Below are 23,844 nucleotides of genomic sequence, written 5' to 3' on the forward strand. Positions count from 1 at the left end.
GGGTCGCCGAGGCGGCAAATTCGCGCGAATTTGCCGCTCGGCCGAGGGGGTGGTGACGCGGCGTCGACGTGGAGAGGAAGTAAGAAACCCGAAGGTGCACGGGCAGCAGTGTCGAGACGCCTCCGCCCGAGGGGCGGAGGCGTCTCGACTTCAGGTACTTCAACTCGTGAGCAGAGGTAGCGGAACCTCAGCGCCCAGGAACTCTCACTGACCGCAGGTGGCGAGGACGAGTTCGCGCACCCGTTTGGCGTCGGCTTGCCCCTGGGTCGCCTTCATGACCGCGCCGACGATCGCCCCGGCGGCCTGAACCTTCCCGTCCCGGATCTTGTCCGCCACGTCCGGCTGAGCGGCCAACGCCTCGTCGATCGCAGCTTGCAACGCCGAATCGTCCGAGACGACCTCCAGGCCGCGTGCCGCGACGACCTCGTCCGGCTCGCCCTCGCCCGCGAGGACACCGTCGACGACCTGGCGGGCCAGCTTGTTCGTCAACGTCCCCTCGGAGACCAGCGCGATCACCCGCGCGACCTGCTTCGGCGTGATGGCGAGCTCCCCGAGCTCGACGCCCTGCAGGTTCGCCTGCTGCGCCAGGTAGGCCACCCACCACGAGCGAGCCTCGTCGGGGGACGAACCCGCGTCGACGGTGGCGACGATGAGCTCCAGCGCTCCCGCGTTGACGAGGTCCCGGAGTTCCTGGTCCGAGAGCCCCCATTCCTGCTGGACGCGCTTGCGCCGCTCCCACGGCAGCTCCGGCAACGTCGTGCGTAGCTCCTCGACCCACTCGCGGCTCGGTGCGATCGGCACCAGGTCCGGCTCCGGGAAGTACCGGTAGTCCTCTGCGGTCTCCTTGCGGCGCCCGGCGGAAGTCGTCGCCGACGCCTCGTCGAAGTGCCGCGTCTCCTGCACGATCTCGCCGCCGCCGTCGAGCACCGCCGCGTGCCGGCACATCTCGTAACGCACCGCCCGCTCGACGCTGCGCAGCGAGTTCACGTTCTTCGTCTCGGTACGGGTACCGAACTCGGTGCCGCCCCTCGGCATCAGCGAGACGTTGGCGTCGCAGCGCAGCGAGCCCTGGTCCATCCGCACGTCCGAGACGTCCAGCGCACGCAGCAGATCGCGCAAGGCGGTGACGTACGCGCGGGCGACTTCGGGTGCTCGCGCGCCCGCGCCTGCGATCGGCTTGGTGACGATCTCGATCAGCGGCACACCCGCCCGGTTGTAGTCCAACAGCGAGTGCTCGGCACCGTGGATCCGGCCGGTGGCGCCGCCGACGTGCAGCGACTTGCCGGTGTCCTCCTCCATGTGCGCACGCTCGATCTCGACGCGGAACGTCTCTCCGTCATCGAGGACCACGTCGAGGTGGCCGTCGAAGACGATCGGCTCGTCGTACTGGGAGGTTTGGAAGTTCTTCGGTTGGTCCGGGTAGAAGTAGTTCTTCCGCGCGAACCGGCACCACTCGGCGACCTGGCAGTTCAGGGCGAGACCGATGCGGATCGCGGACTCGACGCCGGTGCCGTTGACGACCGGAAGCGCACCGGGCAGGCCGAGACACACCGGGCACACCTGGGTGTTCGGCTCCGCGCCGAAGCGGTTCGCGCAGCCGCAGAACATCTTCGTCCGGGTGGAGAGCTCGACGTGGACCTCGAGACCCAGGACCGGGTCGTAGCGTTCGAGGACCTCGTCGTAGTCCATGATGTCAGCGACGGCGGTCACAGCTCTTCCTTCCTGCGCAGGGTGCGGAACGCCAACGCCAGCCCGGTGATCACACCGAGGCCGCTGATGATCGAGTCGGCCAGCGCGAGCCGATCGTTGTCCTCACGGGCCTGCTTGATCTTTTTCTGCAGGCCGACCACGGAGGCCACCTGCGAGCCGATCAGGATCGCCGCCTTGATCTTGTAGTTCATCCGGCCACCTCCAGGTGGGGAACGCGGTTGATCAGCGCACCGCCGTCGGCGGCGTCGCGCGCTGCTTCGTAGGCCGCACCCACCCGGTAGAGGCGGTCGTCGGCCGTCGCGGGAGCCATGATCTGCAGACCCACCGGCAGTCCGTCCTCGTCGGACAGTCCACACGGGACGCTCATGGCGGCGTTACCCGCCAGGTTCGACGGAATGGTGCACAGGTCGTTGAGATACATCGCCATCGGGTCGTCCACCCGCTCGCCGATCGGGAACGCCGTGGTCGGCGTCGTCGGTGAGACCAGCACGTCGACCTGCTCGAAGGCCGCCGCGAAGTCCCGGGTGATCAGCGTGCGCACCTTCTGCGCCGAACCGTAGTAGGCGTCGTAGTAGCCGGAGGACAACGCATAGGTGCCGAGCATGATGCGCCGTTTGACCTCGGCGCCGAACCCGGCCTCGCGGGTCAGCGACATGACCTGCTCGGCGCTGCGCGAGCCGTCGTCGCCGACGCGCAGGCCGTAGCGCATCGCGTCGAACCGGGCCAGGTTCGACGAGGCCTCGCTCGGCGCGATGAGGTAATAGGCACCCAACGCGTAGTCGAAGTTCGGGCAGGAGACCTCCACGACCTCCGCGCCGAGGTCGGTGAGCTGGCGGACCGCCGCCTGGAAGGAACGCTCCACGCCGGGCTGGTACCCTTCGCCCGCGAACTCCCGGACCACTCCGATGCGGACACCGTTGAGGTCGCCGTTCGCGCCGTGCCGGGCAGCGTCGACCACCGGCGGCACCGGCGCGTCGATCGAGGTCGAGTCCATCGGGTCACGGCCGCCGATCACCTCGTGCAACAGCGCCGCGTCGAGCACGGTGCGCGCACAGGGACCACCCTGGTCCAGCGACGACGAGAACGCCACGAGTCCGTACCGGGACACCCCGCCGTAGGTGGGTTTCACGCCGACGGTGCCGGTGACCGCGCCGGGCTGGCGGATCGATCCGCCCGTGTCGGTCCCGATCGCCAACGGCGCCTGAAACGCGGCCAGCGACGCCGACGAACCGCCGCCGGAACCGCCCGGGATGCGGGTGGTGTCCCACGGGTTGCGGGTCGGGCCGTAGGCGGAGTTCTCCGTGGACGAGCCCATCGCGAACTCGTCCATGTTGGTCTTGCCCAACACGACGACACCGGCCTCGCGCAGCTTGCGCGTCACCGTCGCCTCGTAGGGCGGGCGCCAGCCCTCGAGCATCTTGGAGCCGACGGTGGTGGGCATGTCGCTGGTGGCGAAGACGTCCTTGAGCGCCAGCGGCACACCCGCGAGCGCGGACGCCTCGGTTCCCGCCGCCCGGTCGGCGTCGACCTTGCGCGCGGCCTCGAGCGCCTCGTCGGCACCGACGTGCAGGAACGCGTGAACCACCGGGTCCACAGCGTCGATGCGGTCGAGGTGCGCCTGAGTGACGTCTTCGGCGGAGGTCTCGCCGGAGCGGATCGTCTCCGCCAGTTCCGCGGCGGTGAGTCGGGTGAGGTCGGTCATCACGCCTCCTCGTCCAGGATCCGGGGCACCCGGAAGCGGTTCTCCTCGGCCGCCGGGGCACCCGCGAGCGCCTGCTCGCGGGACAGGCTCGGGCGGACCGCGTCCTCACGGAACACGTTGGTCACCGGCACCGCGTGCGAGGTCGGAGGAATGTCGTCGGAGGCGACCTCCCCCACCTTGGCGACGGCGTCGAGGATCTGGTCCAACTGGCCGGCGAAGGTGTCGAGTTCCTCTTCGGTGACGGCCAGTCTGGCCAGGCCGGCGAGGTGGGCCACCTCGTCACGGGAGATCGTTGACACTGCGGAGACTCCCTGCTCGGGTCCGACGTTGCTGGTGACCTCAGTCTATGGCTCCCGCCACCGGCGGCCTGGCCGGGTCCGGATGACCGGGGCGAACGGCACTTTCGCCTCGTCCGGTGGGGCGAAAGTGCCGTTCGCCTCAACGCCGGTGCCGGGAGGAACTTCGGCCGGGCATGACTCGTTCGTAGGGGGAATGTTCCCGAGATGACACACCGGGAGAGCAGGATGGGAGCGGCGCACGCCCCCGACGACTCGTGCCCGGCAGGGCTCGACTCCGACGGGGACGTGGGATCAGCGGCACCGGGAACGTCTGTCACAATCCGACACGGCTTGCTCGTACGGTTGTCCTCAGACGGGTCCGTGCGCCATGTTCGAGGAGCGCGGTCGGCGAGGTGCCGTGCACGAAGCTGGAGGCGTGGAGTCCGGTGTCCTTCCTGATCCGGGTGCAGGTGCCGGACCGTCCGGGAACCCTCGGCGCGGTGGCCTCCGCGTTGGGTGAGATCGGCGCCGACATACTCAGCGTCGACGTCGTCGAACGCGGCCAGGACATGGCCGTCGACGACATGGTCGTGGAACTGTCCGGAAACCGTCTCCCGGACGTCCTCATCACCGCCGCCGAGTCCATCGACGGCGTCGTGGTGGACGCCGTGCGTCCCTACGCAGGCGTGCTGGACACGCACCGTGAGCTCGAGCTCGTCGAAGAGATCGCCGCCGAGCCCGCCAACGGACTGCAGATCCTCGCCGAAGGCGTGCCCAAGATCATTCGATCGGGTTGGGCGATGGTGTTCGGTCACCGCTCCGGAGGTGCCGAACAGCTCGCCGCGAGCCAGTCCGCCCCGCAGGAGGGCTACCTCGAACTGCCCTGGCTGCCGCTGGCGCGGGCGACGATCCTCGACTCCGACGGCCACTGGGTGCCCGAGACCTGGCAGGAGCTGGCCACCGAGCTCGCCGCCACGCCGATCGGCAAGCCCGACCGGGTCCTGCTGGCCGGACGGCCCGGCGGCCCGGTGTTTCGCAAGGCGGAGGTCGCCCGGCTGGCCCACCTCGCGGGCATCGTCTCCGTGGTCCTCGAAGGCTGAGCACGGGCACAGCGCGCCAGCGTCGGTCGGTGGATCTCACTCAACTGTGGAATGACACACCAGGCCGGGTGCCACCTCGCTGAGCACGACGAAATCGTGGTCCCGGTGCAGCAGCGTGGCCTGCTCCCGGATCGCCACGGCCGCAATGACACAGTCCAGCAACGAACGCACGGTTCTCCCTGTCGCCCGAGCTGCCCGAAACAGCTCAGCGGCCGTGTCGAAGTCGGTGTACGACTCCACCGCAAGCGGCACAGCACTGTCCAGAACATCGCTCACCATGGCCACACGGCGTGGCGAGACACCGGCCAAGACCTCCATCCGCACGGGCGGAGTGGTGGCAAGAAGCTGAGGTTCCCCGCGCAGCTCCTGAACTGCCTTGTCCGCGGTCGAACCGGTAGCGCGGAGCCATTCGATCCACACGGACGTGTCGACCAAGATCACTCCCACTCGATCACCCGGCTACCCCCACGCAGTTCCTCCAGATCGAGGTCGAAACCGATGCCGTGCAACGACTCGAGAGCTTCCGTCGTCAGTCGCGGTCTCGCGACTCGACGGAGGGCGAAGTCCACGGCTTCACGCTTCGACCCCAGGCGGTAGCGATCCATGACATTGGCAATCAACTCGTCATCAATGTCGATGTTCGTTCTCGTCATACACCAAGAATACACCACGAAGGTGTATCAGAGATCGAGAGCGAAGCTGAGCAGGCGGACCTCAGGCAGCGGTCGCCAGTCGTACTCGGGACGACGGTAGAAACCGCTGCGGCGGTACATGGCCTGGGCCTGAGTCATCGATTCCTGGCTGAACAGCACGATGCGGTCGAGCTCGTACGAACGCGCCTCGGCGACGACCGCCTCCAGCAACGCCCGGCCGACCCCGCTGCCATGGTGTTCGGGCACGACCGCCAACATCCGAAGCTCTGCCTCCCCCGGCCGCGCAGCCTCGGCCCACCCGCTGCCGTGCATCGCGAAGGTCGCCGTCCCCACCACGGAGTCGCCCTCCACCGCGACCAGCAGCGTCGCCTTCTCGGCGCGCGCCGACGCGTCGCGCAGCACTTCCGTGTAGTCCTCGTCGCCGTCGAGATGGCCACCCTCGACGTACGCCCGCACCGTCAGGGCGCCCACCGCGTCGAACTCCTCCGGCTGCGCCCGTCGGATCGTCCTCGTCTGCATGAACCGATCCTGCCATCCGCGCGCCGACGGGACGCTCACTCCGCGGGCAACGCTCGCTGCGCGGCGGCCTCGGGGCCTTGGTCGAGCAACACCGTGAACCCGTCCTCGTCGAGCACCGGGACCTTGAGCTGCATCGCCTTGTCGTACTTCGAACCGGGCGCGTCGCCGACGACGACGAACGCGGTCTTCTTCGACACCGAGCCGGCCGCGCGACCACCCCTGGCCATGATGAGTTCCTTGGCCTCGTCCCGGGAATAAACCTGCAAGGAGCCGGTGACCACAATGGAGAGACCTTCGAGATGTCGTGGCACGGACTGGTCGCGCTCGTCCTCCATGCGCACGCCTGCCTCGCGCCACTTGCGCACGACCTCGCGGTGCCAGTCCACAGTGAACCATTCCCGCACCGCCGTCGCGATCGTCGGACCGACGCCGTCGACGGCGGCGAGATCAGCCTCCTCGGCCGCCTCGATCCGTTCCAGTGAGCCGAGTTCGCGAGCCAGCGCCTGCGCAGCGGTCGGACCCACGTGCCGGATCGACAGGGCCACCAGCACCCGCCACAGCGGCTTCGACTTCGACGACTCCAGGTTGTCCAGCAACTTCCGGCCGTTGGCCGAGAGCGCTCCCGCCTTGGTGCGGAACAACGGCGCCTTCAACAGCTTCTGCTCGTCGAGGTCGAACACGTCGCCTTCGTCGACGAGCACGCCCGAAGCCAACAGCGCCGCGGCAGCCTCGTAGCCGAGCACCTCGATGTCGAACGCGCCACGCCCGGCGAGGTGGAACAGCCGCTCCCGCAGCTGTGCGGGGCAGGTCCGCGAGTTCGGACAGCGGATGTCGACGTCGCCTTCCTTCTGCCGGGACAACGTCGACCCGCACTCCGGGCACTCGGTCGGCATCACGAACTCGCGCTCGGAGCCGTCGCGGGCGTCGGTGACCGGACCGAGCACCTCTGGAATCACGTCACCCGCCTTGCGGATCACCACCCGGTCCCCGATGAACACGCCCTTTCGACGCACCTCGTCGGAGTTGTGCAGGGTCGCCATCGACACCGTCGAGCCCGCCACCTTCACCGGCTCCATCACCGCGAACGGCGTGACCCTGCCGGTGCGTCCGACGTTGACCTGAATGTCGAGCAGCGCGGTGGTGGCTTGTTCCGGCGGGTACTTGTAGGCGATCGACCAGCGCGGAGTGCGCGAGGTCGCACCGAGGCGGCGTTGCAGCGAGACCTCGTCGACCTTGACGACGACACCGTCGATCTCGTGCTCAGCGTCGTCGCGATGCTCGCCCCAGTACCGCACGTGCTCCACGATCGCGTCGGTCGCCGACAGCACGCGGGTGTGCTCCGAGACCGGCAGGCCCCACGCCCGCAACGCGGCGTACGACTCGGACTGCCGCGCGGGTTCGAAACCCTCCCGCCTGCCGAGACCGTGGCAGATCAGCCGCAGCGGACGGTTCCGGGTGATCCGCGGGTCCTTCTGGCGCAGCGACCCCGCCGCCGCGTTGCGCGGGTTGGCGAACGGCGCCTTGCCCGCGTCGACCAGCGCGGCGTTCAGCTCGCCGAACTCGCTCACCCGGAAGAACACCTCGCCGCGAACCTCGACCAGCGCGGGCACCGGATACTCGTCGGTGCCGGTGAGCAGGTCCGGGACGTCGTGCATGGTGCGGACGTTGAGCGTCACGTCCTCACCGGTGCGTCCGTCGCCACGGGTCAGGGCACGTTCGAGGCGACCGTCGCGGTAGAGCAGGTTGATCGCCAGGCCGTCGATCTTGAGCTCGCAGAGGTAGCTCGCCGCCGAGCCCACCTCCCGTTCCACCCGGTCCACCCAGGTGCGTAGCTCGTCCTCGTCGAAGGCGTTGTCGAGGCTGAGCATCCGCTCCAGGTGATCCACGGCGGTGAACTCGGTGGAGAACGTGCCGCCCACGATCTGCGTCGGCGAGTCCGGCGTGCGCAGCGCCGGGTGTTCGTCCTCCACGCGCTGCAGTTCGACGAACAGCTCGTCGAACTCGCCGTCGGTGATCAGCGGCGAGTCCAGCACGTAGTAGCGGAACTGGTGGCCGCGCACTTCCTCGACGAGGTTGCCGTAGCGTTCCCGCACCTCGCCGGGAACGTCCTCGACGCCTTCGGCATCGGTGTTCGCGGCGGGATCGGCGGGACGGGCGTCCTCCGACGTCGCGGCGGTGTCCTCGGGCGCGTCAGCGGTGGTGGCTCGGTCGTCGCTGGTCACGTCTGCACCCTAGCGAGCATCCCCGACACCACCCGTCGGCGACTCCCACCCCGCGGGTGGCAAATTCGCGCGAATTTGCCACCCCTCCATCCACAGGCGCCGGGGTTGTCCACAGGGTTCGGGCTCGATTCGCCGAGTTCGTCACTCGTGCGAGGTGTGTCGCGCTCGACCGGGTGAGTGGTCGATCAGGCCGAGGCGTCGGGAGTCGTGGGGCCGGAGGCGACGGAGCGGACGACATCGCGGAACTCCAGTAGCCCGACGGCGCCGTCCGGTTCGAGCAGCGCCGTCTCCACCCGGCCGAGACGGTCCGCAGCGAGTCGCTCCCCGAGTACCGCCTGCAACGGCAGGAACGTCAACGCCGTCCGCTCCGCCTCCTCCAGGTCCGCGAACCCGGGATGATGCACCGCCACGTCGACGAGCCCTTCGGCATGGTCGACCTGCGCAGCGAGCCGCACCTGCGACAACGCGTACTGGCCGCCGTGCAGGTTCACCGTCACCTGCGTCGGGTCCGGCACCGGCGGGATCGAGTCGTGGTACTCCCAGTTCTGGTCGTCCGCAGGCGCCGCCGCCTTCCACGCGTCGGTGACCGCCCGCAGCTCGGGGTCCGCCTGCGCACTGACGACGAGCGCGAACAGCGCGTTCTCCCCCTGCTCGATCGAGACGATCAGATCCGGGTGCACGCTCGCGACGGCCTCGGCGAGCGGGTGGTCGAGGCGATGCGGCTGTCCGTCCCCGAGCGCGGCGCTGACCTGCGGCTGGAGCTCGTCGTCCCAGAGCTGCCAGAACGCGCGGACCCGGTCGGCGAGATCGGGCCCGGCTTCCCGCTCGGTACGGTCTCGGCGGCGGAAGAGCTTCAGCATGGCCCCATTGTGCCGCGCGGCGACGCGACGCCGTGGCCGATTCCGGTGACTGCCACGCGCGATCGGCATCAGCGAGCACCGTGGGGCCCGCAGAGCGAACGACCTCGGCCTGGCGCCCGCTGGTCAGCCCGTCGGGTTCTCCGCCTCGTCGACGAACAGCTTGCCGAGGTCGCGCACCAGTGACAGCGCTCGCCGAGCCCACTCCGGAGAGGCTCCGGCGAGTCCGCACGCCGTCGTGGCCACGGTTCCCTCGGCGAGGATCCGGCGCGAGAAGCCGAGCCGCGCGGCAAGGTCGAACGCAGGCAGCGCGAGTTCCCGCAGATCGGGGCGCTCGGACGGATCGGTTCCCGGCACGAGCCCGAGGAACAGGCTGGTGCCGCCGTCCCACGCCTCCCCGAGTTCGTCGGCGAACGAGCCCGTGACCTCACCCATCCCGGTCGCGTCGAGTGACACCGCGCCCGCTCCGGCGCGGCGCAGCAGGCCGACCGGGGGCCTGCGCGCACAGCAGTGCGCGATCACGGGTTCGCCGGTCGCTTCGCGCAACGGCGCGATGACCTCGCCGAGCAGACTTTCGACCTCGGGTACCGGGACCGCGGGCACCGTGCCGTAACCGCTCGGCGTCGGCAGGTCGCCGCGCAGCACTCGCGGCAGCGTCGGCTCGTCGAGTTGGAGCACCACACGTGCCCCCGTGCGCTCGATCATGCGCTGCACGTGCGCGCGGAGCCCCTCGATCAACGAGGTCGTGAAGTCCCGCAACGCACCGTGGTCAGTGAGAACGCGGTGACCGCGTTCCAGTTCGATGCCGGCGGCCAACGTCCACGGGCCTGCCGCCTGCACCTTCAGCAGCGCGGGCGGCGCGCCGGCCTCGGCCACCGCCTGCTCCATCGCATCGAGGTCCCAGCGCATCAGGTCCTGCGCCCGGCGCTGATCACGTCCCGGTTTCGCGGTGACCCGGTAGCCGGACGGCACCACCTCGACCGCGAGGTCGACGAGCATCCCCGCGGTCCGGCCGAGCGAGTCGGCGCCGACGCCGCGTGCGGGCAGTTCGGGGAACGGCACGAGATCCGGTAGCTCCCCCACCGAGATCCGAGCCGCTTCCTCCGCGTCCACACCGGGCATCGAGCCGGTGGCGGTCGCCGTCCCTGGGTTCCACGGAAAGTCGGTCACCGAACCATTATCGACACCCAGGAACAGCCGCACCTTCTCCCCCACCCCGAGCAGACCGGCCGCCGGGGCGAACGGCACCCTCGCCTCGTGTGGTGAGGCGAAAGTGCCGTTCGCCCCGTTGTGACGGGCGCTACGCTCCCGACATGGAGACGATCGAGCTGACCGAGACCGCACGCCGACGCGGCGGTTCCGCGCGGTTGCATGCCCACCTGGTGCGCCCGTCGGGTGAGGGACCGTGGCCCGGGGTCGTCATGCTGCACGAAGCGTTCGGGGTCAACGACGTCTTCCTGCGCCAGGCCGAACGCCTGGCCGAATCCGGTTACCTTGCGATCGCGCTGGACCTGTTCAGCGACGGAGGGGCCCGTCGCTGTCTCGTTCGGACGTTTCGGGCGATGCTGTCCGGGGAGGGCGCGTCGTTCGTCGACATCGACGTCGCTCGCTCCTGGCTTGCCGAGTCCTCCGAATGCACCGGAAAGGTCGGCGTCATCGGCTTCTGCATGGGCGGCGGTTTCGCACTGCTCACCGCCGGTAGCGGCTTCGACGCGGCCTCGGTGAACTACGGCCAGTTGCCGAAGGAACTCGACGCGGTGGCGGCGGATGCGTGCCCGGTGGTCGGCAGTTTCGGGAAGAGGGATGTGACGTTGCCGAATGCCGCCGTCAAGCTCGACAAAGCGCTCACAGCCGCCGGAGTCCCGAACGACGTCAAGGAGTACCCGCAGGCGGGGCATTCCTTTCTCAACGACGCCGAGATCGGACCGAGGCCGTTGCGCCCGCTGATGCGCGTCGCCGGTGTCGGACCGGAACCCGACTCGGCGACGGACGCGTGGCGCCGAATCGACGACTTCTTCGCCGCCCACCTGCGCTGACCTCTCAGCGGGAACGCCTTCGTCAGCGTGCAGACCACAGATCGCGCAGCAGCGGGTGCACGATGTCCGGGCGTTGCTGGTGCGGCCAGTGCGACGCGCCTGGAACGCGCACGAGCTTCGCACCGATCCGATCGGCCGTGGCACCGGCGCACGCCATGATCGGTTTCCCGCCGTACTCACGGTAGTTCTCCGGAGCGTCCTCCCAGGTTCCGGTGAGGACCAGCTTCGGCCAGTCCCGCGCCGCGAGCACGGCGGCGTCGACTTCCACCTGCCAGGCCGGGAGCTCCGTGAGCGCCGCCCGGGAGGCGCGCACCATTTCCGGTGTCGTCTCCTCCGGGGGCTCGAACCCCACGCTCTCGTAGCTCAGCCGGACCAGGTCCTCATCGGACAGTTCCGGTGGAACCGCCTGCAGAGCTTCACGATTGCGTTCGAGCGCCGTCGCGACCACGGGATCGTCCGCGGCGAGCTGGAAACACGCGGGTTCGATCAGCGTCAACGACCGCACGGCCTGCGGCGCCCGTGCAGCGGCGATCATCGCGACCACACCACCCGACGAGTGTCCCAGCAGGTGCGCACCGTCAGCGAGCAACTCCACGACGTCGTCAGCGTCCCGGACACAATCGCTGCACTCCACGTCCGGACTGCGTCCGTAACCACGACGGTCCGGCACCACCAGCCGATACCGGTCCGCCAGTTCGCGTTGCGTCTCGAACCCGAGCGGCGCGTCGCCCCATGTCCCGGAGCCGTGTACCAGCACCACCGGCTCGCCACGGCCACTGTCGTCCCACACCGTCACTGCCACCGCACCCATGACTCGATCATGCCACCAGCTGAGAAGATGCGGGAGTGGGTTTGCTCGGTGGGTCGGGTGGCGGATGCGTACGGGGTGACCGCCCGGCGGCTCCGCCGCTGAGACGACAGCTCATGCTGCGATAACCCTCGAGCCGGGAAACCAGACCGCGACCAGGGTGAGTGCGACCGGCGTTCAGCGGGTGCCGGAAATCAGTGCACTGCCGAGGACCAGGTCACCCGAGTCTTCCGGGCGGTAGAGGACGATCGCCTGACCGGGGGCGACGCCGCGTAGCGAGTCGCGGAGACGGACGCGCACGACGTCCTCCTCATCGACCTCGACGACCGCGTCCGCGGTGCTGCCGTGCGCCCGTACCTGCACGACGCAGTCCGTCGGCTCCTGCAGCGGCTCATCCGGCCAGACCGGCCGGTTGGCGTCGATCTCGGTGACGCCGAGATCCTCGGCCGAGCCGACCTTCACCGTGCCCGAGACCGGTTCCAGCGACAGCACGTAGCGTGGCCGCCCGTCCGGCGCAGGCTCGTCGATACCGAGGCCCTTGCGCTGTCCCACGGTGAATCCGTGCACGCCGGTGTGTTCGCCGAGCACAGCACCGGAATCGTTGTCCACGAGCTGACCCGGCGACTGCCCGAGCCTGGACTCCAGGAACTTCTTGGTGTCACCGTCGGGAATGAAGCAGATGTCGTGGCTGTCCGGCTTGTTCGCCACCGCGAGATCGCGCTCGTCGGCTTCGGCGCGCACCTCGGACTTCAGCGAAACCCCCAGCGGGAACATCGAGTGCCGCAACTGTTCCGGGGTCAGCGAGGCGAGCACGTAGGACTGGTCCTTGTCCTCGTCCCTGCTGCGCCGCAACGACGGCACTCCATCCACAACGGACAGCTGTGCATAGTGGCCGGTGCAGACCGCGTCGAAACCGAGCCCCATCGCCTTGTCCAGCAACGCCTCGAACTTGATCTTCTCGTTGCAGGTCAAGCACGGGTTCGGGGTCCGCCCTGCGGCGTACTCGCCGACGAAGGTGTCGATGACCTCCTCGGTGAACCGCTCGGCGAAATCCCACACGTAGAACGGGATCCCGAGGATGTCGGCCGCCCGCCGGGCGTCGTGCGAGTCCTCGACCGTGCAGCAGCCGCGCGCACCGGTGCGCAGCGTGCCGGGTTTGGCCGACAGCGCCAGATGCACGCCGGTCACGTCGTGTCCGGCCTCGACCGCTCGGGCGGCGGCCACCGCCGAGTCGACACCGCCGCTCATCGCCGCCAGCACTCGCACGTCACACCTCCGTCTTCGCCACGGACGGCGCCGAGAGCCGGCGCAGCCCGGGAACTCCCGCGCTCCTGGCACGCTCCACGGCGGGCCCGATCGCCGCCACGAGTGCACGCACGTCCTCCCGCGTGGAGGTGTGCCCGAGCGAGAACCGCAGCGAGCCGCGCGCGGCCTTCGACTCGGAGCCGGTGGCCAGCAGCACGTGGCTCGGCTCGGCCACACCCGCCGTGCACGCCGACCCGGTCGAGCATTCGATGCCCTGCGCATCGAGCAGCATCAACAGACTGTCGCCCTCGCAGCCGGGAAAGGTGAAGTGCGCGTTGCCCGGCAGTCGCGACGGTCCACCGCCGACGACGCCCCGGCCCGCATCGCCGTTGAGCACCGCGTCCGGCACCGCTGCGAGCACGCCGGAGACGAGTTCGTCCCGCAACGCCGTCAGCTCCGGAACGTGCCGCTCGCGGACACCGACGGCCGAGCGGACTGCGGCTGCGAGGCCCAGTATTCCCGGCGTGTCGAGCGTGCCGGAGCGGACCTCGCGCTCCTGGCCGCCGCCGTGCAACACGGGCGTGCACTCCACGTCCCGGGAGAGCAGCAGCGCGCCGACTCCGTACGGACCGCCGACCTTGTGTCCGGTCATCGTCAGCGCCGACGCCCCGCAGGCCGCGAAGTCCACCGGCAACGTCTCCACGGCCTGAACGGCGTCGGTGTGCAACGGCACCCCGTAGCGCTGCGCGACTGCGGCGAGGTCGGCCACCGAGTTGACCGTGCCGATCTCGTTGTTCGCCCACATGGCTGTGACCAACGCCACTTCGTCGCCGTGTTCGGTGAGTGCTGCCTCGAGCACCTCCGGCCGCACCCGACCGTCGCGGTCGGCTTCCAGCCACGTGACCTCGGCGCCCTCGTGCTCGGCGAGCCAGTCGACCGCGTCGAGCACCGCATGATGCTCCACCGCCGAGGCGAGCACCCGGCGACGACGTGGGTCCGTGCCGCGGCGCGCCCAATAGATGCCCTTCACCGCGAGGTTGTCGCTTTCGGTGCCGCCGGCGGTGAAGACCACTTCCGAGGGGCGGGCGCCGAGTACTTCGGCGACGGTCTCGCGGGACTCCTCCACCGCACGGCGCGCCTTGCGGCCCGAAGTGTGCAGCGACGAGGCGTTGCCCAGCCGGGACAGCGCCTCGCTCATCACCGCGACCGCCTCCGGGCGCATCGGAGTGGTCGCAGCGTGGTCCAGGTACGTCATGACGACCCCAGGATAGTCCTCCCCGAGCGCCGGGCGAGGGCCGCACCCACCAGCGCCGACGCGGCGAGCAGCACGTCCACGATGACCACGCCCCTGGTCGGTGCGTCGGTGGAAGCCAATGCGGTCACGAGAACTCCGGCGAGGCCGATCAGCACGGTCTGGGTGAGCATGTCCGAGAGCTGCAACGCCGACGAGTGGAACCCTTGCTCGCTGCGCGGCGACAAGGCCAGGACGCGCACGCCGGTACTCGCGACCGCGATCCCCATGCCGCATCCGCCGACCGCCCACAGCAGGAACACCATCCAGTGCGGCCCCCACGCGGGCGCGGTCACCGTCAGGCCCGCGGTGGCGATCGCGACGAGCGTGAGACCTGCGGCAACGATGTGCTCACGGCTCAGATTGCTGTTGCGGCTCTGCCAGAGCGCCCCGAGTGTCCACCCGAGGGAACCGATGGTGAGTGGGATTCCGGCGGTCGCAGGCGAGTAGTCGTGCACCGCGGTGAGTGTGAGCGGCACGAACGCTTGGGCCGCGAAGAAGGTCCCGGCGAGCAGACCACGCGAGAGCACCATCACCGGGATGCCGGGACGACCGCGCAGGGTGCCTGCCGGAAGCAGCACCCGAGTGCTGGCCAGCAGCGCCGCCACCGACGCAACGCCCAAGGCCAGGGACAGCCACGACGGGTTCTGCGCCGCCCATGTCAGCCCGACCGCGCCGCCGGCGGCTCCGAGCGCGGCCAGCGGCAGACCGGAACGGGCCGGCGCGGCGACCTCGGGCGGGCTGAGGCGGCGTAGCGACGGGGCGAGCAGCACTGTGCCCACGGCCACCAGCGGCGCGAGACCGAGGAACACCCACCGCCAACTCAGGTGTTCGGTCAGCAACCCGGCCACGGCGGGGCCGACCAGGGCGGGCACCACCCACGCGGTCGACAGCGCGGCGAACGCTTTCGGCCGGTCTTCTTCCGGGTAGACGCGGGCGATCATCACGTAGAGGGCGACGACCTGGCCGCCCGCTCCGACACCTTGCAGCGCACGAGCCACGAGCAGCACCGTCATGTTCGGGGCGAGCCCGGCGAGCAGCAGCCCGACAGCGAACGTCGGCACGGCCAGCAGCAACGGCAGGGCGGGGCCGTGCCGGTCCGCGAGCCGGCCGCCGAGGACCGTCGAGACCGCGCTCGTGGCCATGAACACCGTGAACGGCCACGAGTAGAACCGCTCACCTCCGAGCTCGTTCACCATCGTCGGCAGCGCCGTGGCCAACCCCATCGCCTCGAACGCGATGAGCGTCACCAGCAGGATCAGCCCAAAGGTGAATGCGCGCCGCTGCGGATGCCACAGGGCACTGGTCGACTCCGTCCGCACAGTCGTCATGCCGACCAGCATCCCAGCGTGAGCCTTTGTGGTTGCTATAGCCACCACAAAGACTCACGCCTCTTTACCCCCACAGCTCCTCGGCAGTCTCGACGATGAGGGCGAGTTTCGCCCACTGCTCGTCCTCGGTGAGCGCATTACCCTCCACTGTGGACGAGAAACCGCACTGCGGAGACAGGCAGAGCTGGTCCATCGGTACGAACCGGCTCGCTTCCTCGACCCGGCGCTTGAGCTCGTCCTTGGTCTCCAACGCGCCCCGTTTCGTCGTGACGAGACCGAGCACGACCTGCTTGCCCTCCGGCACGAACCGCAACGGCTCGAACCCGCCGGAACGCTCGTCGTCGAACTCCATGAAGAAGCCGTCCACGTCGAGCTGGTGGAACAGCGTCTCCGCGATGAACTCGTAGCTGCCCTCCGCCGCCCACGACGAGCGGAAATTGCCCCGGCACATGTGTGTGGTGACGTGCAACCCGTCCGGTCGACCCGCGAGAGCGGCGTTCATCTGACGGATGTAGCGCTCGTGCTGGTGTTCGGCGTCGTCGCCGCGCTCGGCGAGCATCGCCCGCTGCGACGGATCGTTGAGGTACGCGAGGCTGGTGTCGTCGAGCTGCAGGTACCGGCATCCCAGCTCTCCCATCGCGCGGATCTGGTCGGCGTAGGCAGCTGAGAGATCGGCCCAGAAATCGTCCTCGCTGCCGTACACGGCGGGATCGATGCTCGCGCGGCCGCCGCGATAGTGCACCATGCTCGGCGACGGGATCGTCAGTTTCGCGGTCGCGTCCGTGGTCTCCCGCAGGAACCGGAAATGCTCCGCGAAGATCGTCTCCTGCAACCGGATCGCGCCGCTGACCTTCAACGCCGCAGGGGAGAAGTCGAACGTTCCGTCCTCGTTGCGGAACTCGACGTGCATGTTCTCGTCCGACTGCGTGATTCCGCCGAGTTGATAGATGAAGTCCATGTGCCACGAACCGCGCCGGAACTCGCCGTCGGTGGCGCTGCGCAACCCGACATCCGCCTGCTTGCGCACCACCTCGCGGATCGCGTCGTCCTCGACGGTCGCGAGCTCGTCGGCACCGAGTCGACCGGCGGCGTGTTCCTCACGTGCACGCAACAACTTCTGCGGACGCAGGAGGCTGCCGACGTGGTCGGCGCGAAACGGCGGCACGGAACGGGTGTTCGACATGGAGTCCTCCCGGGCGACGGCGAACAGTTGTGCGCACTGTCGTGCACCGACGGACACTACGCCCACCGGAACTTCCGTTGATCGGAAGGTTCAGGCGGCGACGAGATGCTCGGTCCGGAGCAGTGCCGGTTCCGTCTCCGAGCGGATCGCCACCTCGACCCGACGCGCCAACTCGCGCCGGTCGCTCACGGTGCGGGCATCCCAGGGCGGCAGCGCGGACAGTTCCAAGACCAACCCGCGTGTGCGCGCCACCGACACCAACGACGACAGCAACGTTGCGTCCCCGACGAAAGCCGCGGCGGTGCTCGGCCGACCGGCCACGCGGTATCGCAACGCGACCGGCTGCACGAGCGCGTCCGCTTCCACCGCGGCCTGGAACACGGCCGGACGATGACGCCCTGACGCCCTGCCACACCAGGTCGTGCCCTCCGGGTACACCCCGATCATCGAACCGCCGCGCAACGCCTCCGCGACTCGGTTGACCGCAGCGGGCAACGATCGCAAACCCTCGCGTTCGATGAACAACGTGCCTGCCCGTGCCGCGATGCCACCGACCACCGGCCAGTCCCGCACTTCCGCCTTCGCCAGCAGCCGCATCGGACGCACCGACTGCAACGCGATCACATCGAGCCATGACACGTGGTTGCATGCCACGAGCACGGGGCCGGTGACGTCGAGCCGCTGCGCGTCACGCAGCACCACCTCGACACCGAACGCGTTCAGCACGAGCCCGAACCACCGTCCGAACAGGACACGGCGGCGGTCGTGCGGGACGAACGGGAGGACAGCGACGAGCGCCGCTCCCACCAGGAACACGACGAACGCACGCGTGAACCGCAGCGCCACCCGCGCGGGACCGACTCGGTCGTGATGTCCCCGACGCGGCAGGCAGGTCGGACCGCAGGGAGACGTCGGCATCCACCCGTGCTGGGAACTCGTCACTGCGTTCCGCCGAGGAAGTACCGCAGGTACCGCTGGTCCATGTTCGGCAAGTTCAGCAGCACGAAGAAGTCCGCGACCCCGAAATCGGCGTCGAGTGCAGGCGGCCCGCACACCCAGGCGCCGAGCCGAAGATAGCCCCGCAGCAACGGCGGCAACGAGCCGCGCGTCACACCGGCGACCGGCTCCCACGGCTGGTACGGCCGGACGCGGAACTCGTCCGGAGCATAGTGCTTCTCCGACACGGTGTCCCACACGCGGCCGGCGACCGCGCCGCCGTCGTACAACGGCACCGAAGCGCACCCGGCGAGCCACGTGTGCCCGTGCAGATACATGTAGCGGGCGATCCCCGCCCACACCAGACTCACCACCGCTCCACTGCGGTGATCGCGATGCACACACGACCGGCCCGTCTCCACCAACGCGGGTCGCAGGGAGCGCAACGCGGACAGATCGAACTCCGTCTCGGAGTACAGGCCCCCCGCGGCCTCGGCCCGCTCCGGCGGCAGCATCCGGTAGGTGCCGACGACCTCACCTGTGTGGTCGTTGCGCACGATCAGGTGGTCACAGAACTCGTCGAACGCGTCCGCCTCGGCGCCCGGCACGCTCGCTTCGACCTGCGCGCCCATCTCCTCGGCGAACACCTGGTAGCGCAGGCGCTGCGCGGCCCGCACCTCGTCGGTTTCCCGCGCCACGAGCAGCGAATAGTGTGGCTGGTCCGTCGACCGCGCCCCGGTGGGCGCGGTGCTGATCAACAGCTGCGACTCAGGCATGGTGCAGGTGTATCGCCACGCGGACGAAGCGCAGAAGGGCGCAGGAGGACACTCCACCGGAACATCCGGTGAATCCCCGGTGAGACACCCGGTCCCGATGGCGCGAACGGCACTCTCGCCTCGTCGCACGGGGCGAAAGTGCCGTTCGCACCGTTGAACTGGTGGGGCGAAAGTGCCGTTCGCACCGTCACACGGGGCGAGGGTGCCGTTCGCACCGTTGAACTGGTGAGGCGAAAGTGCCGTTCGCCTCATCACACGGGGCGAGGGTGCCGTTCGCACCGTTGAACTGGTGAGGCGAAAGTGCCGTTCGCCTCATCACACGGGGCGAGGGTGCCGTTCGCACCGTTGAACTGGTGGGGCGAAAGTGCCGTTCGCCTCGTCGCACGGGGCGAAAGTGCCGTTCGCTCCTTGGTTCGGCGGGTGCGCTAGGTTCCGAGGCATGAGCGACGACACCGCGAACGCGGCACCAGTGGAGCTGTTCACCGACGGGGCCTGCAGCGGCAATCCCGGGCCCGGCGGGTGGGGTGTCGTCCTGCGCTACGGCGAACACGAACGCGAACTGCACGGCTCGGATCCGGTGACGACGAACAACAAGATGGAGATGACCGCCGTCATCGAGGGTCTCGCCGCGCTGACCCGGCCGATGCCGATGGTCACGATCCACACCGACAGCACCTACGTGCTCAAGGGCATCACCGAGTGGATGGCCGGGTGGAAGCGCAACGGCTGGCTGACCTCGGCGAAGAAACCGGTGAAGAACGTCGACCTGTGGCAGCGCCTGGACTCGGAATGCTCGCGTCACGGCGAAGTCCGCTGGAAATGGATCAAGGGGCACGCGGGCCACGCGGACAACGAACGCGCCGACGCCCTCGCGTGCCGAGGCCGCGACGACGCTCGCCCCTGAGCAGCCTGCGCCACAGGAGTCCTGGCGATAACGCGTTGCCTGTCTGACAGGAGTTCACCGACACTGCTCGCATGGTCGATGCACTCGTGGTCGGTGGAGGTCAGGCGGGCCTGGCCGCCGCGTTCGAGTTGCGACGCCAGGGGTTCCGGCCGACGGTCCTGCACGCGGGTGCGGAGCCGGTCGGCTCGTGGCCGCACTACTACGACAGTCTTCGGCTGTTCACCCCAGCGTGGTTGAACGCACTGCCCGGTCTGCCGTTTCCCGGCGAGCCACGCCGGTATCCGTTCCGTGACGAGGTCGTCGACTATCTTCGCCGATACGCGAACGGCCTCGAGTGCGAGATCCGTACGGGCGCCCACGTCACCTCGGTCAGCGCCGCCGACGGCGGGCACCTCGCGACGACGGCCGACGGCTCGCAACACTGGGGGAAGGTTCTCGTTGCGGCCACCGGTTCCTTCGTCCGTCCACACTGGCCTGAACTGCCACTGGACGACTACACCGGACAGGTCGTGCACGCCGCCGATTACCGCACACCGACGCCGTTCGCCGGGCAGCGAGTGGTCGTCGTCGGCGCGGGCAACTCCGCGGCGCAGATCGCCGTCGAGCTCGCCGAGTACGCCGACGTCAGCCTCGCCACCCGCGCACCGGTGCGTTACCTCAACACCAAGCCGCTGCGCCCAGACTCGTGGCTCTGGCCGGTACTGGGCGCGGCTTCCCGGGTACCGCTCCGGTCCCTGAGCCGCGGCGGTACGGGCACCGTTCCCGTGCTGGAGACCGGCGGTTACCGAGCCGCCATCGAAGAGCGCGGGCGGCCGGACCGGCGGGACATGTTGTGGCCGGACGGTCAGAAGCAGCGTGTGGACGCGATCATTCTCGCCACCGGTTACCGGCCCGCACTGGACTACCTGAGCACCTCGGGAGTCCTCGACGGCAACGGCAGACCTCGGCATCGGTTCGGGGTCGCCACGGGGTGTCCGGGAATCGGCTTCGTCGGGCTGGAATACCAGCGAACCGTGCTGTCCGGCTCGCTCGGCGGCGTCGGCCGGGACGCGCGCTACGTGGCCACAAAGATCGCGTGAGTCTTTTTAGTGGTCATAGCCACCAAAAAGACTCACGCATGCACAGGGGCGGGCCACACCGGAGTGCGACCCGCCCCTGTCGAAGCGTCGGGGGTTCAGCCCTTGCGCTTGGCGACCTCGTCGGTGAGCTGCGGGGCGACCTTGAACAGGTCACCCACGACACCGAAGTCGGCGATCTCGAAGATCGGCGCCTCCGGATCCTTGTTCACCGCCACGATCGTCTTCGACGTCTGCATCCCGGCACGATGCTGGATCGCACCCGAGATGCCCAGCGCCACGTACAGCTGCGGCGAGACGGTCTTGCCGGTCTGCCCCACCTGGAACTGGTGCGGGTAGTAGCCGGAGTCGACGGCCGCACGGGACGCGCCGACGGCGGCACCGAGCGAGTCGGCGAGCTTCTCGACGACGTCGAAGCTCTCCGCCGAGCCGACACCACGGCCACCGGAGACGACGACCGAGGCCTCGGTCAGCTCCGGACGGTCGCCGCCCTCGACCGGCTGCAGCCCGGTGATTTTCGCGGACTTCGCCGGGTCGGCCGCCGGGACCGCCACCGTCTCGTCGGCGGCCGCACCGGAGGCTTCCTCGGCCTCGACGCTGCCGGGAAGCACCGTCACGACCGGGGCACCGCGGGTGACCTTCGCCTTGGCGTTGTAGGTGCCACCGAACAGCGAGTGCGAGCCGACGCCCTCGCCGTCGAGGTCGACGACCTCGGAGAGCAGGCCGGAGTTCAGCCGCACCGCGAGACGGCCCGCGATCTCCTTGCCGTCCACCGAACCGGGGACGAGCACCGCGGCAGGCGAGGCCGAGCCCGCGAGTTCGGACAGGACGTCGACCTGCGGGGTGACCAGGTGGTTGCCTGCGTCGTCGGACTCGGCGGCGTAGACCTTGGCCGCGCCGTAGGCGGCCAGCGAGTCCTTCAGCTTGGCTGCCGTGCCGGGCGCACCGACGACGACCGCCGACGGCTCACCGAGCCGCCGCGCGGCGGTGAGCAGCTCGAACGTGATCTTCTTGGCTTCGCCGTCCACGTGGTCGACGAGGACCAGTACCTCGGACATGTGTTCGTCTCCTCCTCGCGAACCGTGACTCAGACGAGCTTCTGACCGGCCAGGTACTCGACGACCTGCACGCCGCCCTCACCCTCGTCGGTGACGCGCTCGCCACCGGACTTCGGCGGCTTCGGAGCGGACTCGACGACGGTGGAGCCCGCGTTGGCCAGACCGACCTCGGAGGCGTCGATGCCCGCGTCGGCAAGGCTCAGCACCTCGACCGGCTTCTTCTTCGCGGCCATGATGCCCTTGAAGGACGGGTAGCGCGGCTCGTTGATCTTCTCGGTGACCGAGACGACGGCGGGCAGGTTCGCCTCGACGCTGACGATGCCGGCGTCGCTCTCCCGCTCCACCGAGACGGTGGAGCCGTCGGTGGTGACCTTGCGCGCGTACGTCAGCTGCGGCAGCCCCAGCAGCTCGGCGAGCATCGCGGGAACCGCACCGCTGCGACCGTCGGTGGACTCGTTGCCCGCAATCACCAGGTCGACGGAGCCGACGGTACCGATCGCCTTGGCCAATGCCTTGGCGGTCGCGACCGTGTCCGAGCCGTGCAGCGCCTCGTCGGAAAGATGGACGGCCTTGTCGGCACCCATCGACAGCGCCTTGCGGATCGCGTCGGTGGCCCGGTCGGGACCCATCGAGACGACGGTCACCTCACCGCCATGGGCCTCCTTGATCAACAGCGCTTCCTCGACCGCTCGCTCGTTGATCTCGTCGAGCACAGCGTCCGCTGATGCACGGTCGAGGGTGTGGTCCGAGTCGGAGAGCTTGCGCTCGGACCATGTGTCGGGCACCTGCTTTACCAGAACGACAATGTTCATGGGCCCTGTTCGACCTCCCGCGGACAGACGACAAATTCGGATGTGTCCGGCGCGTCGACGCTCGGACGGTGTTCGTTTCAGCCAGTGGGCCGGGTTAGGTTGACCTTGCCACGCGGTCGCGTGGAAAGCACAGTGACCCCTGCCACCCCGCATGTTACTAGTCGGTAGCCCCTGCGCAACCAGGGGTTGTACGTGACGGTACTCACCTGTCGCACGACGGACGAGCACCCCTGGGGCGTCGTTGCCACCGGACGCGGGGCTGAACGTGAACGCGATGAACCGCGCAGTAGCCTGTCGGCCATGAGCCGACGCGTCGCCATCGTGACCGACTCGACTGCCTCGATCCCGACGGATATCGCCGACTATCTCGGTGTCGCGGTCGTGCAGTTGGGTCTGACCGTCGGCGACGAGGAGAACGACGAACGCCGCGTGCCACACGCCGACCTCGCGCGTGCCATGCGGGAGGACGTTCCGGTCGCCACGTCCCCGCCGCCGGCGCCCGCGTTCTACTGGTGCTTCACCGACGCCGTCGCCCGCGGCGCGGAAGCCATCGTCTCGGTGCACCTTTCCGGAGCGCTGTCCGAGACGTGCGACGCCGCCCGCGAGGCCGCCGCCGAGCTCGACGTGCCGGTGTACGTAGTCGACTCCCGGCTGTGCGGACTCGGCCTCGGCTATCCGGTCATGGCCGCCGCGGAAGCAGCCGACGCCGGGGCGACCGCGCAAGGCGTGCTCAGCGTCCTCGACCGCAGGCTGCGGGCCACCACGGAGATGCTCTACGTCGACACTCTCGAATACCTGCTGCGCAGCGGCCGAGTCAGCAAGACCCAGGCGACCGTCGGCAGGGCTCTGTCGATCAAGCCGGTGCTGGTGCTCAAGGACGGGTCCCTGATCCAGCTCGGTCGTGCCGTCGGCCCGGAACGGGCTCTGCGACGCGCGGTGACCCATGCTCGAAAGCGCGCAGGCGATCAGAAGGTCGACATCGCCGTCGAACACTTCGAATGCCGCGACCGGGCCGAATGGCTCGTCGACGAACTGCGCATGGAAATCCCGCACGTCCGCCGCTGCACCATCGAGCAGACCAGCGCGATCATCGGTGCGCACGCGGGCCCCGGCGCGATCGGAATCACGGTCTCTCCGGTCTGAGAACTCCTTGTAGATGGTGTTTTCCCGTGGGTCGGGTAGCGGGTTCTCAGCGCCCTCCTCGCTGCGGGATCGCTTTCTCGGGTAGCTACCTACGCAGCGAAACCGCTGTCCTCACGAGGAGGGCGCTGAGAACCCGCCGATGGTCGGGTCCAAGCGCGGGGTCGCCGCTGCGTACGTGCTGGGCACTCGAGGCGACCCAACGAG

At 69.2% G+C, this 23,844-nt stretch carries 24 protein-coding genes; 5 read left to right on the forward strand and 19 right to left on the reverse strand.

Annotation, left to right across the window (positions count from 1 at the left end; translation table 11 throughout):
• Positions 1-204: 204 nt before the first annotated feature.
• Genes gatB through gatC form a run of 4 tightly spaced genes read right to left on the reverse strand, consistent with a single transcriptional unit; the run spans position 205 to position 3,711 of the window.
• The gene (gene gatB, locus GIY23_RS17710; protein WP_154077685.1) at positions 205-1,710 is read right to left on the reverse strand and encodes an Asp-tRNA(Asn)/Glu-tRNA(Gln) amidotransferase subunit GatB; all 1,506 of its coding nucleotides are present in this window, start codon (positions 1,708-1,710) and stop codon (positions 205-207) included.
• Positions 1,707-1,901, reverse strand: a complete 195-nt coding sequence (locus GIY23_RS17715; RefSeq protein ID WP_154077686.1) for a hypothetical protein — start codon at positions 1,899-1,901, stop codon at positions 1,707-1,709. The genes gatB and GIY23_RS17715 overlap by 4 nt, the downstream gene beginning before the upstream one ends.
• Positions 1,898-3,412 (reverse strand): Asp-tRNA(Asn)/Glu-tRNA(Gln) amidotransferase subunit GatA, encoded by a 1,515-nt coding sequence (gene gatA / locus GIY23_RS17720; RefSeq protein ID WP_154077687.1) that lies wholly within the window; start codon positions 3,410-3,412, stop codon positions 1,898-1,900. The genes GIY23_RS17715 and gatA overlap by 4 nt, the downstream gene beginning before the upstream one ends.
• Positions 3,412-3,711 carry an Asp-tRNA(Asn)/Glu-tRNA(Gln) amidotransferase subunit GatC gene (gene gatC / locus GIY23_RS17725; RefSeq protein WP_154077688.1) on the reverse strand — a complete coding sequence of 100 codons (300 nt, stop codon included), beginning with the start codon at positions 3,709-3,711 and terminating at the stop codon, positions 3,412-3,414. Before gatC ends, gatA begins: the two co-directional genes overlap by 1 nt.
• Positions 3,712-4,136: 425 nt before the next feature.
• Here gatC and GIY23_RS17730 point away from each other — a divergent pair, with 425 nt between their 5' ends.
• Positions 4,137-4,790, forward strand: a complete 654-nt coding sequence (locus GIY23_RS17730) for an ACT domain-containing protein (protein WP_187352187.1) — start codon at positions 4,137-4,139, stop codon at positions 4,788-4,790.
• A gap of 36 nt (positions 4,791-4,826) precedes the next feature.
• Here the strand turns inward: GIY23_RS17730 and vapC are convergent, their stop codons facing one another.
• The 6 genes from vapC to GIY23_RS17760 all read right to left on the reverse strand — a co-directional run bounded on the left by vapC (position 4,827) and on the right by GIY23_RS17760 (position 10,211).
• Positions 4,827-5,225, reverse strand: a complete 399-nt coding sequence (gene vapC, locus GIY23_RS17735) for a type II toxin-antitoxin system VapC family toxin (RefSeq protein WP_222850186.1) — start codon at positions 5,223-5,225, stop codon at positions 4,827-4,829.
• 2 nt (positions 5,226-5,227) lie between these two features.
• Positions 5,228-5,443, reverse strand: coding sequence for a type II toxin-antitoxin system VapB family antitoxin (locus GIY23_RS17740; RefSeq protein ID WP_154077690.1), 216 nt, complete (start codon positions 5,441-5,443; stop codon positions 5,228-5,230).
• A 27-nt stretch (positions 5,444-5,470) separates the two neighbouring features.
• Positions 5,471-5,962: a GNAT family N-acetyltransferase gene (locus tag GIY23_RS17745; protein ID WP_154077691.1), complete on the reverse strand. Its 492-nt coding sequence runs from the start codon at positions 5,960-5,962 to the stop codon at positions 5,471-5,473.
• Positions 5,963-5,997: 35 nt separating this feature from the next.
• The gene (ligA, locus tag GIY23_RS17750; RefSeq protein ID WP_154077692.1) at positions 5,998-8,184 is read right to left on the reverse strand and encodes an NAD-dependent DNA ligase LigA; all 2,187 of its coding nucleotides are present in this window, start codon (positions 8,182-8,184) and stop codon (positions 5,998-6,000) included.
• 185 nt (positions 8,185-8,369) lie between these two features.
• Positions 8,370-9,044 (reverse strand): hypothetical protein, encoded by a 675-nt coding sequence (locus tag GIY23_RS17755; RefSeq protein WP_154077693.1) that lies wholly within the window; start codon positions 9,042-9,044, stop codon positions 8,370-8,372.
• 123 nt (positions 9,045-9,167) lie between these two features.
• Positions 9,168-10,211: a uroporphyrinogen decarboxylase/cobalamine-independent methonine synthase family protein gene (locus tag GIY23_RS17760; RefSeq protein ID WP_154078944.1), complete on the reverse strand. Its 1,044-nt coding sequence runs from the start codon at positions 10,209-10,211 to the stop codon at positions 9,168-9,170.
• 143 nt (positions 10,212-10,354) lie between these two features.
• Here GIY23_RS17760 and GIY23_RS17765 point away from each other — a divergent pair, with 143 nt between their 5' ends.
• The gene (locus GIY23_RS17765) at positions 10,355-11,077 is read left to right on the forward strand and encodes a dienelactone hydrolase family protein (protein ID WP_154077694.1); all 723 of its coding nucleotides are present in this window, start codon (positions 10,355-10,357) and stop codon (positions 11,075-11,077) included.
• 22 nt (positions 11,078-11,099) lie between these two features.
• Here the strand turns inward: GIY23_RS17765 and GIY23_RS17770 are convergent, their stop codons facing one another.
• The 7 genes from GIY23_RS17770 to GIY23_RS17800 all read right to left on the reverse strand — a co-directional run bounded on the left by GIY23_RS17770 (position 11,100) and on the right by GIY23_RS17800 (position 18,647).
• Complete coding sequence (locus tag GIY23_RS17770) at positions 11,100-11,888, reverse strand: alpha/beta fold hydrolase (RefSeq protein WP_154077695.1); 789 nt, start codon at positions 11,886-11,888, stop codon at positions 11,100-11,102.
• Between the two features lie 174 nt (positions 11,889-12,062).
• Entirely contained in the window at positions 12,063-13,151 is a 1,089-nt protein-coding gene (gene mnmA / locus GIY23_RS17775) for a tRNA 2-thiouridine(34) synthase MnmA (protein ID WP_154077696.1), read from the reverse strand.
• 1 nt (position 13,152) lies between these two features.
• The gene (locus GIY23_RS17780; RefSeq protein WP_154077697.1) at positions 13,153-14,385 is read right to left on the reverse strand and encodes a cysteine desulfurase family protein; all 1,233 of its coding nucleotides are present in this window, start codon (positions 14,383-14,385) and stop codon (positions 13,153-13,155) included.
• Positions 14,382-15,752: an MFS transporter gene (locus tag GIY23_RS17785; RefSeq protein WP_154077698.1), complete on the reverse strand. Its 1,371-nt coding sequence runs from the start codon at positions 15,750-15,752 to the stop codon at positions 14,382-14,384. Before GIY23_RS17785 ends, GIY23_RS17780 begins: the two co-directional genes overlap by 4 nt.
• A gap of 64 nt (positions 15,753-15,816) precedes the next feature.
• The gene (locus GIY23_RS17790) at positions 15,817-16,935 is read right to left on the reverse strand and encodes a 5-methyltetrahydropteroyltriglutamate--homocysteine S-methyltransferase (protein WP_154077699.1); all 1,119 of its coding nucleotides are present in this window, start codon (positions 16,933-16,935) and stop codon (positions 15,817-15,819) included.
• Positions 16,936-17,025: 90 nt separating this feature from the next.
• Entirely contained in the window at positions 17,026-17,853 is an 828-nt protein-coding gene (locus GIY23_RS17795; RefSeq protein WP_154077700.1) for a lysophospholipid acyltransferase family protein, read from the reverse strand.
• Between the two features lie 20 nt (positions 17,854-17,873).
• Positions 17,874-18,647, reverse strand: coding sequence for a GNAT family N-acetyltransferase (locus tag GIY23_RS17800; RefSeq protein ID WP_154077701.1), 774 nt, complete (start codon positions 18,645-18,647; stop codon positions 17,874-17,876).
• Between the two features lie 439 nt (positions 18,648-19,086).
• Between GIY23_RS17800 and rnhA the strand changes: the two genes are divergently transcribed.
• Complete coding sequence (rnhA, locus tag GIY23_RS17805) at positions 19,087-19,551, forward strand: ribonuclease HI (protein WP_154077702.1); 465 nt, start codon at positions 19,087-19,089, stop codon at positions 19,549-19,551.
• A 71-nt stretch (positions 19,552-19,622) separates the two neighbouring features.
• Positions 19,623-20,630 carry a flavin-containing monooxygenase gene (locus tag GIY23_RS17810; RefSeq protein WP_154077703.1) on the forward strand — a complete coding sequence of 336 codons (1,008 nt, stop codon included), beginning with the start codon at positions 19,623-19,625 and terminating at the stop codon, positions 20,628-20,630.
• 95 nt (positions 20,631-20,725) lie between these two features.
• On the opposite strand, the gene GIY23_RS17815 is transcribed toward GIY23_RS17810, so the two are convergent.
• Together GIY23_RS17815 and GIY23_RS17820 are read right to left on the reverse strand one after the other, a co-directional pair.
• The gene (locus GIY23_RS17815; RefSeq protein WP_154077704.1) at positions 20,726-21,685 is read right to left on the reverse strand and encodes an electron transfer flavoprotein subunit alpha/FixB family protein; all 960 of its coding nucleotides are present in this window, start codon (positions 21,683-21,685) and stop codon (positions 20,726-20,728) included.
• A 29-nt stretch (positions 21,686-21,714) separates the two neighbouring features.
• A complete protein-coding gene (locus GIY23_RS17820; RefSeq protein ID WP_154077705.1) occupies positions 21,715-22,497 on the reverse strand; it encodes an electron transfer flavoprotein subunit beta/FixA family protein in 783 nt (260 codons plus the stop codon).
• A 300-nt stretch (positions 22,498-22,797) separates the two neighbouring features.
• On the opposite strand from GIY23_RS17820, the gene GIY23_RS17825 reads away from it, so the two are divergent.
• Positions 22,798-23,640 (forward strand): DegV family protein, encoded by an 843-nt coding sequence (locus GIY23_RS17825; RefSeq protein WP_154077706.1) that lies wholly within the window; start codon positions 22,798-22,800, stop codon positions 23,638-23,640.
• Positions 23,641-23,844: the final 204 nt, after the last annotated feature.

It is taken from the genome of Allosaccharopolyspora coralli (assembly GCF_009664835.1).
Classification (GTDB): Bacteria; Actinomycetota; Actinomycetes; order Mycobacteriales; family Pseudonocardiaceae; genus Allosaccharopolyspora; species Allosaccharopolyspora coralli.